Origin of the sequence: uncultured Dokdonia sp. (assembly GCF_947492535.1) — a bacterium.
Taxonomy (GTDB): Bacteria; Bacteroidota; Bacteroidia; order Flavobacteriales; family Flavobacteriaceae; genus Dokdonia.
Window position 1 is genome coordinate 65,902 of record NZ_CANLNH010000011.1, and the last position, 14,955, is coordinate 80,856.

Annotated in this window: 12 protein-coding genes; 6 read left to right on the forward strand and 6 right to left on the reverse strand. The window is 33.3% G+C overall.

What is annotated here, in order from left to right; all coding sequences use genetic code 11:
* Positions 1 to 27 precede the first annotated feature (27 nt).
* Positions 28 to 207 (reverse strand): hypothetical protein, encoded by a 180-nt coding sequence (locus Q1A60_RS14785; RefSeq protein ID WP_299762410.1) that lies wholly within the window; start codon positions 205 to 207, stop codon positions 28 to 30.
* A gap of 546 nt (positions 208 to 753) precedes the next feature.
* Here Q1A60_RS14785 and Q1A60_RS14790 point away from each other — a divergent pair.
* Both Q1A60_RS14790 and Q1A60_RS14795 read left to right on the forward strand, forming a co-directional pair.
* Positions 754 to 2,139, forward strand: coding sequence for a hypothetical protein (locus Q1A60_RS14790; protein ID WP_299762408.1), 1,386 nt, complete (start codon positions 754 to 756; stop codon positions 2,137 to 2,139).
* Positions 2,136 to 2,957, forward strand: coding sequence for a CsgG/HfaB family protein (locus Q1A60_RS14795; RefSeq protein WP_299762406.1), 822 nt, complete (start codon positions 2,136 to 2,138; stop codon positions 2,955 to 2,957). Before Q1A60_RS14790 ends, Q1A60_RS14795 begins: the two co-directional genes overlap by 4 nt.
* A 23-nt stretch (positions 2,958 to 2,980) precedes the next feature.
* On the opposite strand, the gene Q1A60_RS14800 is transcribed toward Q1A60_RS14795, so the two are convergent.
* Positions 2,981 to 3,190 carry a hypothetical protein gene (locus tag Q1A60_RS14800; protein WP_299762404.1) on the reverse strand — a complete coding sequence of 70 codons (210 nt, stop codon included), beginning with the start codon at positions 3,188 to 3,190 and terminating at the stop codon, positions 2,981 to 2,983.
* A gap of 168 nt (positions 3,191 to 3,358) precedes the next feature.
* Here Q1A60_RS14800 and Q1A60_RS14805 point away from each other — a divergent pair, with 168 nt between their 5' ends.
* From Q1A60_RS14805 to Q1A60_RS14820, 4 genes are all read left to right on the forward strand, one after another.
* Positions 3,359 to 4,672 carry a M20/M25/M40 family metallo-hydrolase gene (locus Q1A60_RS14805; protein WP_299762402.1) on the forward strand — a complete coding sequence of 438 codons (1,314 nt, stop codon included), beginning with the start codon at positions 3,359 to 3,361 and terminating at the stop codon, positions 4,670 to 4,672.
* A 104-nt stretch (positions 4,673 to 4,776) separates the two neighbouring features.
* A complete protein-coding gene (locus Q1A60_RS14810) occupies positions 4,777 to 8,088 on the forward strand; it encodes a hypothetical protein (protein ID WP_299762400.1) in 3,312 nt (1,103 codons plus the stop codon).
* 1 nt (position 8,089) lies between these two features.
* On the forward strand, positions 8,090 to 10,015 hold the full coding sequence (locus Q1A60_RS14815; protein WP_299762398.1) for a transglutaminase domain-containing protein: 1,926 nt from the start codon (positions 8,090 to 8,092) through the stop codon (positions 10,013 to 10,015).
* Between the two features lie 7 nt (positions 10,016 to 10,022).
* Entirely contained in the window at positions 10,023 to 11,993 is a 1,971-nt protein-coding gene (locus Q1A60_RS14820; protein ID WP_299762396.1) for a DUF3857 domain-containing protein, read from the forward strand.
* Between the two features lie 81 nt (positions 11,994 to 12,074).
* Here the strand turns inward: Q1A60_RS14820 and msrA are convergent, their stop codons facing one another.
* From msrA to Q1A60_RS14840, 4 genes are all read right to left on the reverse strand, one after another.
* Complete coding sequence (gene msrA, locus Q1A60_RS14825) at positions 12,075 to 12,614, reverse strand: peptide-methionine (S)-S-oxide reductase MsrA (protein WP_299762394.1); 540 nt, start codon at positions 12,612 to 12,614, stop codon at positions 12,075 to 12,077.
* A complete protein-coding gene (locus tag Q1A60_RS14830; RefSeq protein WP_299762392.1) occupies positions 12,607 to 13,029 on the reverse strand; it encodes a DUF2452 domain-containing protein in 423 nt (140 codons plus the stop codon). The genes msrA and Q1A60_RS14830 overlap by 8 nt, the downstream gene beginning before the upstream one ends.
* A gap of 84 nt (positions 13,030 to 13,113) precedes the next feature.
* Positions 13,114 to 13,416 carry a TIGR03643 family protein gene (locus Q1A60_RS14835; protein WP_299762389.1) on the reverse strand — a complete coding sequence of 101 codons (303 nt, stop codon included), beginning with the start codon at positions 13,414 to 13,416 and terminating at the stop codon, positions 13,114 to 13,116.
* Between the two features lie 51 nt (positions 13,417 to 13,467).
* Complete coding sequence (locus Q1A60_RS14840) at positions 13,468 to 14,937, reverse strand: deoxyribodipyrimidine photo-lyase (RefSeq protein ID WP_299762386.1); 1,470 nt, start codon at positions 14,935 to 14,937, stop codon at positions 13,468 to 13,470.
* Between the last annotated feature and the right edge of the window lie 18 nt (positions 14,938 to 14,955).

Genomic DNA, 14,955 nt, shown 5'->3' on the forward strand with positions numbered 1-14,955 from the left:
AAGTACTAACTATTATTTAGTTAACAATTATCCGCCGTTATTTCCACTTCCTGTTGGCGGTGGCGGTGGTGGCGGTGGCAGAATCGTTCCGTCTTCCCCACAACATGCTTGAGGGTTTTGAAATTCATCTAGTGTTGAATCGTCAGGGTTACACGAAGTAAAAAACATACTACCAAAAACTGTGGCTATTAAAAATAACTTTTTCATGATTTAAAAAAATTTAAAATGTTGAAAAAGGAGAGCCTGTCTGAGACGATCTCAGATCTACTGTACGGGTTTTTAAGATCCCGTTACTCATGGGTGAGTTCTCCTTGATTTTTGGAAAGTTGAAAGTCTATATCACAGTTACCGCTGGTAACTTTCCGATCGCACATTGGCAAACTGTTTTATAGATTTTGCTAAGAAGTAGTTTTGTACAATTAGTGTGTTAGCTAAACACAATAGTAACTATTTCTTGGGTCAAATATATAACCGATTAAACCCTTTGTGTATAAGGGATTCCGAAGATTCCTTGGAATTCCAAGGAATCTTCGGAATCCCTTATAATTCCTAAAAAGAAGATAAAATAAACCCTACTATATATGATAAGAACACATATTCATTTTTCTAAAATACCATAGATAAATATGTGCTTTACGGGTTTCCGTAAGAAGTAATTTGATACAATTAGTATGTTAGCATAATCACTAACCAATATTTAGGTAACATACATAACTCATATATTCCTAAATATGAAAATAATTTCCACCAACCATGGAAAGAAAAACAACTCAAACCTATAAAAGGGAAATTCTTAAAAAATATAAAGAAGATATTGATGGTGAAATCTACAGTTATCTAGTAGAACCTCAAAGGAAACGTATTAGAAAAGCATGTGCTCTTGTATTTGAAAAAAGAAATCATGATCTACATGACCAAAAAACACTCAAGGATTTTTTTGGATTCAGAGAAGAAAATGAAGAAGAAAAACTTACCATTATTGAAACATATGAATTAGATAAGTTTAGACCTATTGAAAGCTTTTTAAAAGGTATCACAAAAAAGCCAGAAGATATTTGTGTAGAGATGGTCAGTTGGCTACTTGATTTTAAACCTAGACCATTCTCAAGGTATCTTTCCTCTGATCATATACATACTCCCATAAAAGATGAGAGTCGGAATGACACGAATTCTAAAGAATCTATTACTGAAAAAATTGATCCCTCTAATCCTACTCCTAAAGAAGATACTGTATCTGATAATTCTGAGATTGATATATCTACAGAAAATAAAAAAAAACCTCCATCTCGTAAAAAAAGAAAATGGTCACTCACACTTAAAATAGTTATTGCATTTGGAGCAGTACTCATAACAACTAGCTACTTTCTAAAAGACAAAATACAACTGGTTACCTCACCACCATCAGAAGAACAACGTTGCATGGTGTGGAATGAAGATCATTATGAAGAGGTAATTTGCTCATGGAAATCATTAGCTAGATTAGAAGAGTATGATAAAAAACTGATTGATAACTTCCAAAAAATAGAAGTGAATATAAACACGCAATTTTTTTATCAAAATGGATCGCCTCGTATATGGTATTATAAAAAACCTAATGGCAAGATTGATTATTTTACTGCAAATGGTTTTCATCCTATTTTTAAAAAAGATGTGAAACCTATCTCACAACATATTATTAACAAATATGTATTAAAATCTCCTTTTAATACTTCTTTTGTAAATACTCCAGAAAAGGAAGAACTTGCCTTGTTTATCTTTCGTAATGATACTTTAGATCTTGAAATTGCAAAACAGTTACAAAAAACACTTTTTTCAAATTATAGAAGTACTCCATATTTAATTGCTGCAAAAAAACTCAATTCACAAATAAAAGAACACCTACAACAAGGAGACCTTTCTATGTACAAGAGTGATATGAAAAAACACATAGACTACTTATGTGTAGGCTCAGTAAGTTACACCTATAGAGAATCTGGCGTGAAACCAAAACGATTTGCTTGTGACATACAATTAACCTATGAAATATTTGATACTCAAGGAAATCCTGAACTTGATAAATCTTATTCAAAAACAATCACAGGGTCTGGATTTACAAAACAAGAAGCTCAACAAAACGCACTAAAAAAAATAACACGATGAAGAACATACTACTTCTAACTACAATCGTATTCTATCATTTTTCATATACTGCAAAAGCTCAAGATTTTGATACAGAAGTTGGAAAAGCAGTTGCAACTATTGCGCAACAACTCAACAAAAAGAAAAACATTCAAATAGCGATATATCCTTTTAAATTTTTAAAAAATAATGAAGAAGGACTTGCTGAGTATATCACAGACGAGTTTTGGGAAGGGTTACCTCAAAAAGCAATTTCCTATGAGGTGATGGATAGAGCTACTTTTGAAGAATATTTTCAAGAACATCAATTAAAATCAGAGGGGCTTATTGACCCTACTACAGAAAAACAGTTTGGTATGCTCATCGCTGCTGATGCATACATCACTGGAAAAGTGTATGTTTTTAATAGTATTATACGACTCAAAATAAAAGTTACAGACACTCAAACTGGAAAAATAATAGCTACTGGTTCTCAAAAACTACCTATCACATATGACATGTCTCAATATTTAAATTTAGAAGGTTGGGAAGAAAAGAAAAAAGAAATTGAAAAAAATAAAAGTGAAAACCCTAATTGTGATAAAGAAAACGTAGGAGATATTTGTTTTCAAAATAACACAAAAAATTTCTATTATATACGAATCATAGATTATGGAACATTACCAACTATCATAAGTACGATTTCCGTTAATCCAGGAGAATATAAATGTTTTAAAAACTTACCTTTAAAAGGATTTCATTATCGTGTTTCAAAAGATAAATATGGTGTTAGCAATAATAATAAATTAGGCTCCTTTCATATTAAAGAATGTGAATCTAAAGTTATTACCATAAATTAAAATTCTTAAAAAAACGTCTAAAATTAACAACCTAATCCTGAAACAGATTGACCACCATCAGGACAACTAAGGTCACAACTTAATTCTATAATTTCTAGAAATCCTCTGTTATTTTGAACTACACATCCACAACAATCCTTATTAGCGGGTAAAAATCCAAGTCCTGCTGTAATTTTCTTTTGTTGTTTAGAAGTGAGCGCTTCTGCTCCTTTTAAATGTACTAGCTTTTTCATAATACCTATTATTTTCAATATAAATATAGAAATATAAAATGTTAAACGCTAAAAATCAGTTATTTTATATTCCATTTTAAAGAAAAAGACTCCGTATAGCATTTATAATACAGTGACATTACTTTTTAAAGTTTCCGTACCTTGTGATACGATCAACGCTTTATTAGTATGTTTTTATCTCGTTTTATAGTTCCTTTAATCGTTATTGGGATGCTGTTTCAGTCCGCTTTCGCGAAAGCGCAACACATCACAAAACCAGAGCAACAACTCATTGCCCAAGTATCTAAAAATAACCCAGAAGCCATTCAGTTTTTGGAAGACGTTGTAAATATAAATAGCGGAACCCTGAATCTAGATGGAGTTAAAGAGGTAGGGGCTGTATTTTCAGAAGCCTTTCAAAATATTGGATTTGAATCACAATGGATCACAATGCCTTCAGAAATGAATCGTGCAGGACATTTATTTGCAACTACAAAAGGAACGAAAGGAAAACGTTTATTACTGATAGGACACCTAGATACGGTTTTTGAAAAAGACAGCGAGTTTCAGCAATTTGAAATGGTAAATGACTCTATTGCCAAAGGTCCTGGAGCCAATGACATGAAAGGAGGAAATGTCGTGGTATTGTATGCATTAAAAGCACTATATGAATCTGGATTATTGAAAAATACGCAAATCACCGTTGCTTTTACGGGAGATGAAGAAAGCACTGGAAAACCATTAAGCATTAGTAGAAAACCACTAATAGATGCAGCCAAGCAAAGCGATATTGCATTAGGTTTTGAAACCTCAACAGGGTTTGATAATGCGACCGTTGCTCGAAGAGGCTCTTCTAATTGGAAAGTCACGGTAACGGGAAAACGAGCACATTCTTCAGGTATTTTTAGTGAATACACAGGCGCTGGTGCAAACTTTGAGCTAGCCCGTATCTTACACCAATTCTATACCGATGTAAAAGGAGAAGAACTCTTAACTTTTAATCCTGGTATGATGTTGGGTGGCACTACTATGGATTTACAAGCACAAGAAAGTAAAGGCGCCATTTTTGGAAAGGGAAATGTTGTAGCCCAAACAGCATATGCTCAAGGGGGATTACGATTTATCTCTGAAGATCAGAAAGAACGAGCACGAATTAAAATGCGAGAAATTGCAGCTAACAATCTCCCGAAAACAAGTGCAAAAGTGGAGTTTCAGGATAGCTACCCTGCAATGAGACCTACTCCAGAAAATTATGAATTATTAGAAGTTTTAAGCCAAGTAAGCCAAGATTTAGGACAACCTAAAGTAACAGGATATGATCCCGGTAAAAGAGGGGCCGCAGATGTCTCTTTTGTCGCAGAATATGTTGCTTGCCTCGATGGATTAGGCACCATGGGAACGGGCGCTCATACACCTTCAGAAACCGTAAATCTCAACACCATTGAAATGCTTACGCAACGTACTGCTATCTTAATTTATAGATTAATTAATCAACCTAGATAATTTCAGAAAATAGAGTAACGTGTATTTATCTATTAAAATGATGTTATTTATTGATAATAAACTAGTTTTTTTAGTATTTTGAACGTTCTATTAATTTTTTTACAATGTTCAAAAACTATATTTTCTTTACTTTCTCCCTATTCTTTTTTTTATCTGTAACAGCTCAAGAAAAAATACCCTATCAAAGTGGTATTGAAATTCTTAAGGAAGCTTCTGAGTTAATCAATCAAGAAAAAGTTGATGATGCCATCATCGCTTTACAGAAAATTAGTTCTAATGATTCATTGTATAATGATTCGTTTGTAACGACATCGTATTATCAAATAGCACAAGGAAAATATAAAGATGCTATTGCAACTATAGATCAAGGACTAAAATTAGAAGGATACCCAAATACTAGACTAGGCTTCTATATAAATAAAGGAATTTGTTACGAAAACCTAGAATCATATGATCTTGCTAAGGAAGTCTATTTAAAAGGACTTGAAGAATTTCCTAGAAATTATGAATTACGCAATAACCTCTCTGTTATAAATACAAAACTAGAAGAGCCACAAGAAGCATTTAATAATTTAATGCTTACCCTTGAAGGAAGCCCTTTATACGAAAACACCATGTTAAATCTTGGAAATATGTATAGAAGGCAAAACAAAAAAGCACAAGCGCTTCTATTATACAACTTATACCTACTATTTGCTCCTGATGAAGAAAATTCATTTGCCGTTTTAAAAGTAGCGAATGATATGGTAAGTAATGCTGGGAAAGAAGAAGAAAAACCATTTGCAATCACATCAGACGATGACCTATTTGAGACACAAAATCTTATCGTAGAGAGTAGACTTGCACTTCAAAAAGATTATAAAATCCCTAATGACATAAATATAGGATTTGCAAGACAGACACATGCCCTGCTCTCTCAATTAAAAGAAGAGCCGTTTGAAGGCACATCTGTGTTATGGAATGAAAAAATAATTCCTTTTTTCAATTGGATTAATGAAAATGATCATTTTGACGCTTTATCTTATACAACTGCTTATCCTATTGAAAATGAAGAATACAAAAAGATCATCGCAAAAAAGACAGACGACATTAAAGAATTTATTCCACTCGCGTATAGAAAATGGGTAGACCTTGTTGGTGAGAATAACATAAAAGAAATAAATGGAAAAAAGGAAACTGTAAATTTCAATTATGTAGATGGTGTTATTAGTGGGGAAGGACCTACTATAAAAAGTGAAACACCTGTTGGAAAATGGGTCTACTATGATAGTTCAGGAAGAATTATTGCTAAAGGCCAATTTGTAGATGGAGAACGTGATGGAGCATGGGAATGGTATCATGAAAATGGAAAATTAAAAGAAGAAAGTTCTTATACAAAAGGTCTAGAACAAGGTCTTTATAATTTTTATCACGATAACGGAAATAGAAGCCTTACAGTAACTTTTAAAGATGGGAAGCTAGAAGGTACTTATCACTCCTATACTAAATATGGGGGACCATTAGAAAAGCGCAGTTATAAAAATGGAGAAATGAATGGCTTAAGACAACATTTCTTTGAAGCAGATCAAAGTTTAGTTAAGTATGAATACACCATGAAGAATGGAGAATATGATGGTGAGTTTAAAGAATATTACACGAATGGTACACTTGCACAGGAAATGACATTTAACAATGGAATAAAGCAAGGAGCAGAAAAAACATATCATGCTAACGGAAAACTCGCATCTGAAGCAACCTTCAAAGATGGAGAATATGAAGGACCTTATAAAACATATCACACATCTGGAAAATTAAAATCTACTGGAACCTATGTAAAAGGAAATAACCAAGGAGCGTGGAAAAGTTATTTCACCCATGAAGTGATAAGTGAAGAAGCGACTTATGAAAATGGAAAATTAAACGGCCCCTATTTATCTTATAATAGAGAAGGAATATTAGAAAGTAGTTTTATTTACCGTAACGGATTGATCAAAGAATATACATATTATGATAAAGATGGCACAGTCATTGAATCTCAGAAAAAGAAAAGCGGCGATTTAAACTATAAAGGTTTTATGGCAGACGGTACACTTATTACAGAAGGATTATATGATGTAAAAGGAGGTAAGATGGGACCTTGGTCTTATTATGACAAATATGGATCTATCTCTGATCAAACTTCATATACAGAAAATCTAGCACAAGGGGAATCTAAAGTATTTTACCCTAATGGAAAGGTGCAAGATATAAACACCTACTTAGATGATACCGTTATCGGGTATGGCGTTTCGTACTATCCTTTTGGACAGATGAGAACACAAGGATATTACAATGAGGAAGGTTTTAAAGATGGTTTTTGGAACTCCTACTATCCTGATGGCACCTTAAAATCAGAAACCTATTATCACAAAGGGGAATATAATGGTACTCAAAAATATTACGCCCCTAATGGCCAATTAGAAAGCGAAACAACATATGCCTTTGACACGTTACTAAGTGAAACCTATTATGATAAAGACGGTAACGTATCACAAGAAATAGATCGTTTTGACTCTAAAATCAACGAAATTGTATATTATTATGAGAATGAAAAGGTACACTCAAAAAGTGCCTATGCTAATGGCGTTTTACATGGCAAATACACATCGTATGATTTTTATGGAAATCTCTATGCAGAAGCTACCTATGTAAATAATGACTTAGAAGGTCCTTTAAAAATATATTACCCTAGTGGAGCTATAAAAATAGAAAGAAATTACACCCTAGGAAAGCTTGATGGTTTTTATAAAACCTACTTTGAAAACGGTCAGGTAGAAGATGTATATTTTTATGAAAATGGAGTACTCACAGGGGTTTCTGAAGAATATAATGAGGCAGGAATTAAAATAGGGGAAGTTCCTAATGTAGATAGTGAGATACACGGCCCTCGTAAATTTTATGGAAGAGAAAAAGGCACCTTACAACTTATCCGTTTTTATAATCAAGGAAAGTTAATAGGATATAGCTACCTTGATAAAGAAGGAAACGAACTCCCAATGATAGCATTACCGAATGGTACAGGGAAAATAATATCGTATTATCCTAATGGAAAAGTAGCAAGAGAGATGACCTATGAAAAAGGAAACTTGCAAGGAGCATACACTGCCTATTATGAAAATGGAAATCCAGAGCGAAAGCACACGAATGTAGACGATGAATATAATGGTACCGCATATACATACTATCCTGATGGCACCTTAAAATCAGAAACCCAATACGTGCATGGATATCAGCAAGGCATAGACAAGAAATTTCATCCTAACGGAAACATTAAAGAAGAGGCTAATTACAGAAACGACGAACGTTCTGGAGAGACTCATTATTATAATGAACAAGGGAAGAAGACAAAGACAGAACACTATTTCAACGAAGAAATCGTTAAATCACAAACGTATTAATATGAGATATACTCGTATCCTAGTACTCTTAGGTATACTAAGCATTACATCTTTTGGTAATGCACAAGAGTCACCCGAATTTATAAAATATAAAAACGCCTATCCTGATGAATATTTAGCTAGGCTCACATCGCAACGCCTTATTGATATCTCATTAAAAGATAATCAGATAAAAATATCACAAACCATAGAAGAAGAAGACCTTTTATTAAATGAAACTGCTCAGTTTGCAACAGAAGAATCTGTGGAGTATTCTTCATTTTTTCTTCTTGATAAAATAGAAGCGGCATCTCTTGTATATGATGGGAAAAAATATCGTGAATATGAAGTCACAGATTTTGTGCGTAAAGATGAGCTAAGCGAGTCTTTTTATGATGACACTAAATCTGTAAACTTTCTATATCCAAAACTTCAGCAAGGCGCTATAAAAAAACTTAATTACACCACATCTATTACCAATCCAAGGTTTTTATCTCCTGTTTATTTTGGTAATGTATACCCACTTGTGAAGCAAAAAGTCGAGATTGTGGTAGATAAAGACATCAACTTACGCTTTAAAAAGTTTAATATGGAAGGGGTTGATGTACGCTTTCGCGAAAGCGAAAAAAGAGGCAGAAAAATATATACTTGGGAACTTGAAAACCAAGATGCCTATGATCTAGAAAGTAATGGTCCAAGTCCTAAAACTATATTACCGCATATCATTCCTATCATATCTTCATATGAAGATAAAAATGAAGAAGTTCCTGTATTAAATGGTGTTAAAGACCTTTATAACTGGTATTACTCTCTCATAAAAGATATCAATCAGGAAGAGCTAGATGATGAATTAGTTGCCATTACAAACGACCTTATTGCTTCTAAAACCTCAGAAATAGATAAAGTAAAAGCGATTTATTACTGGGTACAAGAAAACATAAAATACATTGATTTTGAATATGCATTAGGAGGGTTTATTCCTAGAGATGCCAACGCTGTTTTTCAAAAGAAATTTGGTGACTGTAAAGACAATTCAAGCATTCTTAAAGAAATGTTTAAAATTGCAAACATTAAAGGAAATCTCACGTGGTTAGGCACCAGAAGCATACCATATAGTTATGAAGACGTGCCAACACCAGCCGCAGATAATCATATGATTCTCACCTATGAAAATGAAGGAGAAACTTATTTTCTAGATGCTACAGGAAGATACCTTCCTCTAGAGATTCCGTCTTCGTTTATACAAGGAAAAGAAGCCCTTATCGAAAATGGCGAAGGTGATTATAAAATTGTAAAAGTTCCTATTGTTCCTGCCGATCAAAACCTTTACAGTGATGTTGTAAATATCAAATTAGATGGTAATTCTATTAAAGGAAATGGGACATTAACACTTACTGGATATCAAAAATCTAACACCTTTAATTACATAGAAAATAGAGATACCCAAGAAAAACTGTTAGAATATTATAATAGTTTTTTACGAAAAGGAAGCAATCGATTCTTAGTAGAAAACTTTGAAGAAAAAAATAAATACAGTTATGAAAAACCATTTGAAGTAGAGTATAACTTTACGATTAAAGATTATGCGCAATCATTAAATGATGAGATTTTTATAAACCTTAACCTCTACAAAACGTCTATCAACGCATATAAAATAAAAGAAGATAGAAAAACGAATATTGAATTTAAATACAGATCTGAAGATAGTATTACTGTGGTTTTTGAAATTCCAGAAGGCAAAGAGGTTACATATCTTCCAGAAGACGTTAGCGTAGACAATGATTTTATGAGCGCTTCTATTTCTTATAAAAAAGAAGGGACTCAAATCATTTATACACATGCATATAAAACAAAAAAGCTCATCCTTGAAAAAGACACACATGAAGCTTTTAGAAAATCACTTAAAAAAATAAACAAAGCTTTTAAAGAAGTTGTGGTTCTTAAATAAACACCTTATGAAAAAACACATTTTAGTAGTAATTATACTTCTATCATCATTAGTATCTATTTCGCAAAATCTAGTACATACATCTTATAGCTGGGACCAAAACCCAACATATTCGATAGCACAAGAAGATAAAGACTTAGATATGGTAGGTCTAAAAGATTATAGAATTGTAGAGTTTGGATTTGAAAATGAAAATGAATTCTATCAATATGACATCATTCACAAAGTATTATGGTTAAATTCTGATGATAGGATTGAACGATTTAATAGAATCTATCTTCCTTACCGATCAGATTCTGAATTATTACGTAGTCAAGCTCGTGTAGTTTCTGCAAACGGAACTGTACAAGAACTAGATGATTCTAAAATCTTTACCGCAACCGATGAGACTACCAATAGAACCATAAAATATTATGCCTTAGAAGGTATTGAAAAAGGTGGTTTTATAGAGTACTTGTATATCATTAAAAAAGTAGCAAAATACAAAGGACAGTATCTTAGATTACAAGATAATTACAAGATTAAAGATGCTAAATTTGAACTATACGCTCCAGAGAATTTGGTATTCAAAATTTATCCTATCAATAGTGATGAAGAAGCCTCAGAAGATACTGAAGTAGAAGGAAAACAACACTTAATTGTTCAAAAATATGATCTTCCAGAATTAGATGCAGAAGAGTTATCTGCTGTTGAAGCGATGAAGCAAGCTATTATTTATAAGTTAGATAGTAATAAAGCAACAGGTGCAAGTAATTTTAGTTCATATAGTGATATTGCTAAAAACGTATACAACTTTGTAAATTCTGAATTAGAAAAAAACGAAATTGCTAAAGTTAAAAAGTTCCTTAAAGAAGCTTCCATTGATCTTAATGGAGATGATGAGTCAAAAATAAGAACACTAGAAAACCATATTAAAAATTCTATATATATCACAAATACAGGAGGCGATCAGCTTTCTGATATTAGTTTTGTAATAGAAAACAAAGCCGCTGATGAAACCGGAGCAATACGCTTATTTGCTAGTTCGTTAAAAGAATTAGGCATTCCTTTTGAAATTGTTCTTACATGTGATAGAACAGAAATGAAGTTTGATCCAGAAATAGAAGCATTGAGTTTTCTTCAAGATTATTTAATATACTTCCCATCTACAAAACAATACTTAGCTCCTGGGAAACAAGAAAACAGGTACGGTTTTCCTCCTTTTGAATATACAGACACCTACGGCCTTTTTGTAAAAGAAGTAAAACTAGGAAAGCTGAGTTCTGGAGTAGGGAAAATAAAATATATAGAATCTCCTGATGCTGCCGCGTCTGTAGATGAGATGACATATAAAGTAACGTTTGATCCAGAAGACCTAACAGAAGTAAGCATCGATTTTGATCACGCAATAGGCGGTTATAATGCTTCATTTATTCATCCATTTATGAATCTAGTAAATGACGAAAGCAAAGAAGAGTTTTATGAAGAGTTCATTAAAAGAATGGGAGATGATGTTACCATAGAGACTAAGGAGATTTTTAATGAAGCTCCAGAAAATTTTGGAATAAACCCATTACGTATAAAAGCAACACTATCTAGTAGTGCCTTTACAGATAAAGCAGGACCAAAGTATTTATTTAAACTTGGAGAGTTAATAGGTCCTCAAATAGAAATGTATCAAGAAAAAAAGCGTCAATTACCTGTAGAAAACACATTTAGAAAAACGTATTTACGTACCATAGAAATCACCATTCCAGAAGGATATACGATCAATAACTTAGATGATATTAATATCGATAATCGTTATGAAAAAGATGGAAAAGATCTTATGAATTTTATCTCTTCATACACAAAAGAAGGAAATAAGATTATCATCACAGCAAATGAAATGTATGACCAGAATATCCTTCCTGTAGCGTTATATGAAGAATACAGGACAGTCATTAATAGTGCAGCAGATTTCAATAAAGTTACCTTGATTTTAGAGCCGACAAAGTAAAACAAAGTAATTAGAAAACATCCTAAAAAAAGCCCTCTACTGAATACAATAGAGGGCTTTTTTCTTTTAATAAATATGTTGCTACTTAAGTAAATCACTATACAACGATCGTAATTTACGTACTTTAGGATCAATGACAGCAAGACAATATCCTTGCTGCTGATTATTATTATAATAATCTTGATGATAGTCTTCTGCATCATAAAATGTAGGAAGTGCTGATAATTCTGTAACAATAGGATCATCATAATATTCTTGTACCACTTTTAATACTTCTTCTGCCTGTGATTTTTGCATATCATTATGGTAATAGATAACAGATCTATATTGAGTGCCTCTATCGGCTCCCTGACGATTTAAAGTCGTAGGATCGTGTGTTGTCATAAACACGGTAAGTAGTGCTACATAATCTATAATTGCTGGATCATAAGTCACTTGAATCACTTCTGCATGACCAGTAAGCCCTGAACACACTTCTCTATAGGTGGGTTTTCCAGGTGCATTCCCTCCTGCATATCCTGACACTACTTTTTCGACACCCTTTAAGCGCTGTATCACTGCTTCTACACACCAAAAACAACCACCGCCAAAAGTGGCTACTTCTCTATTTGTATTACTCATATTCTTTTTCGTTTTTATCAATCTTTAACCATACTTTATCTGTGTTGAGATGAAATGTTCCTACAAAATCCCAATTACATTCTTCTGGAGAAATTAAAGATAAAAAAGGATTACCATCTTTAGAACGATATAAATGATATGTTTCCCCTACTATAGGTTCAAAAGAGAATTTCGCCGAATAAATAAGGTTATTATATTCAAACTGTTCCATCATGGCTTCATATTTTGCCTTTAAATCCTCATACTCTGTCTTAAATTGATGGTTAACCTTATTAATATTTGTGTTTTTCCATGTAGTCACATCATCAGTGACAATAGCTGGAGCACCCAAATTGGTTGCATATGGCGTTAATGCAGCATCATAACGACCTTTTTCTTCGTTATAAACAACTTGATCTGGTTTCTTCTTTTTCATATTCTATTGGGTATTCTACTATAAAGACAATTATTTTTTAGGACTTCGTACGCTTTCGCGAAAGCGTATACCAAACGCATCCCGTTAGTATCGTCTTTTAGATATCTTATTGTGTGTAATCTGTTTTTGTCTACTACATTTAAATCGTGCATCATCTATGTCGTAGGCACGTTTTGCCTCATGTTTTGTTTTACGGCCTTGCACACGAGCACGCCACATTCTGAAACTACTCTCTTTCATCTCTCGTCTCATCAGCGCTATCACCTGCTGCTCTTTAATGCCAAACTGCATTTTAATAGCATCAAAGGTCGTACGATCTTCCCACGCCATTTCTATGATACGGTCTATTTCTCGTTCTGTGAATTCAGGTAGTATTTCTTTTTTCATCTTTTTAAAAAAATTAGTTCACTTCCGTGAAATATGTCCATCATATTATCATCAATCAAAAGGATTTCTGTCAGCAAGCGTATGCCTCTTTAAAATACGATAGCTTTCTTTTTTAACCAAGCTATTTTCTTTTAAATTCCATAAAATATCGCCTGCTTGTTTTCCTGTTTTTTTTATATCTACTATAGGCAAAGGATAGTCTTTCCCTATAAATGTATTGCAAAATTGCTGTTCTAAAAGACTCATTGTATATGGTTCATGAATATAAGCGACGGGAACTCCTCGAAGTTCTGGCACCCATTTCTTTATAAACTCTCCTTCTGGGTCATGAGCGATACTATTCTTTACAGGGTTATAAATACGTAACATATTAATACCTGTTTCTCCTGCTTGCATTTGAATTTGTGGGTAATGAATACCTGGCTCAAAATCTAAAAATTGTTGTGCAAGATGTGGAGATGCATCCTGCCAAGGCTGCCATAAATTATGTGTAAAAAAAGAAAGTGTCATGGCGCGCATTCTAAAATTAAGATAACCTGTTTCTAATAGACATCGCATACAAGCATCTACCAACGGATATCCTGTCTTGCCTTCTCTCCATGCTTTTTGGTACACTTCATTTTTGACTTTTTTAAGTGTGTGATACCCTTTATTTACACTTACAAATTCCATGGTGTCTTCCATTTCAAACTTTTGAATGAAATGCGCTTGCCAACGAAGTCTCGATGTAAATCCATCGACAGCTCTTTTGTTTGTGGCTGTTTCTCTAACTAGCTTTGCTTGTTGCCACACCTGTCGTATGGAAAGATTTCCCCAAGCGATATAGGGAGATACTCTAGAGCAACTTTTTCGCGCAAGCGTGGGTTTTGAAATATGTTTATTATACGTCTTATAACGTCCTTTTAAAAAGGAATCTAAGTATCGTAATCCGTTATAGGTACCACCAGGTTGAAAAGAAGATTGTGTTGGCGTTTGTAACGAAGGAATGATAAAGCTCTCTTTCAATTTAGTTATAAAATCTAGAGCAACAAGCTGCCCTTCTTTAGGCTGAAATAGCAATTGCGGTTGTTTCATAAACCATTCCCAGTCTTCTCTCCATCCATTGCGATTGCGTAAACCTCTTTGCACACCATTATTGCAAAACTCAACCCAACCAAACTTCTTATCGGGCTGTTCTTTCTTTAATGTTTCTGCAAATGTCTCCAAAGCAATATCACGATCATACGTAATACGTAAGCCTGTTTCTTGATGCGAGAATACCGTATGTATTTTTATATGTTCTAACAAAGTCTTAAACACTGGAATGACCTCTCCTTCTACAATTAAAACTTCTGAGGTATGCGTATGTAATTGCTCTTGGATATATTGTAATGACTCTTTTACAAAGTTCCAATGCCGCTCACTATAGTGTTTATCTTTTACTAAAGAAGGTTCAAATATATATAACAAGAGTACAGGAAGACCTTCTTGCAAAGCATTATATAATGCAAGGTGATCATGCAAACGTAAATCCCGTTTCAACCATACTATGTTTACTTC

Bases quoted from the DNA above. Each gene is read 5' to 3' on its own strand.
- Q1A60_RS14805 (WP_299762402.1), top strand. From the start codon at position 3,359: ATGTTTTTATCTCGTTTTATAGTTCCTTTAATCGTTATTGGGATGCTG.
- Q1A60_RS14790 (WP_299762408.1), top strand. From the start codon at position 754: ATGGAAAGAAAAACAACTCAAACCTATAAAAGGGAAATTCTTAAAAAA.
- Q1A60_RS14830 (WP_299762392.1), bottom strand. From the start codon at position 13,029: ATGAAAAAGAAGAAACCAGATCAAGTTGTTTATAACGAAGAAAAAGGT.
- Q1A60_RS14835 (WP_299762389.1), bottom strand. From the start codon at position 13,416: ATGAAAAAAGAAATACTACCTGAATTCACAGAACGAGAAATAGACCGT.
- msrA (WP_299762394.1), bottom strand. From the start codon at position 12,614: ATGAGTAATACAAATAGAGAAGTAGCCACTTTTGGCGGTGGTTGTTTT.
- Q1A60_RS14795 (WP_299762406.1), top strand. From the start codon at position 2,136: ATGAAGAACATACTACTTCTAACTACAATCGTATTCTATCATTTTTCA.
- Q1A60_RS14820 (WP_299762396.1), top strand. From the start codon at position 10,023: ATGAAAAAACACATTTTAGTAGTAATTATACTTCTATCATCATTAGTA.
- Q1A60_RS14810 (WP_299762400.1), top strand. From the start codon at position 4,777: ATGTTCAAAAACTATATTTTCTTTACTTTCTCCCTATTCTTTTTTTTA.
- Q1A60_RS14815 (WP_299762398.1), top strand. From the start codon at position 8,090: ATGAGATATACTCGTATCCTAGTACTCTTAGGTATACTAAGCATTACA.
- Q1A60_RS14800 (WP_299762404.1), bottom strand. From the start codon at position 3,190: ATGAAAAAGCTAGTACATTTAAAAGGAGCAGAAGCGCTCACTTCTAAA.
- Q1A60_RS14785 (WP_299762410.1), bottom strand. From the start codon at position 207: ATGAAAAAGTTATTTTTAATAGCCACAGTTTTTGGTAGTATGTTTTTT.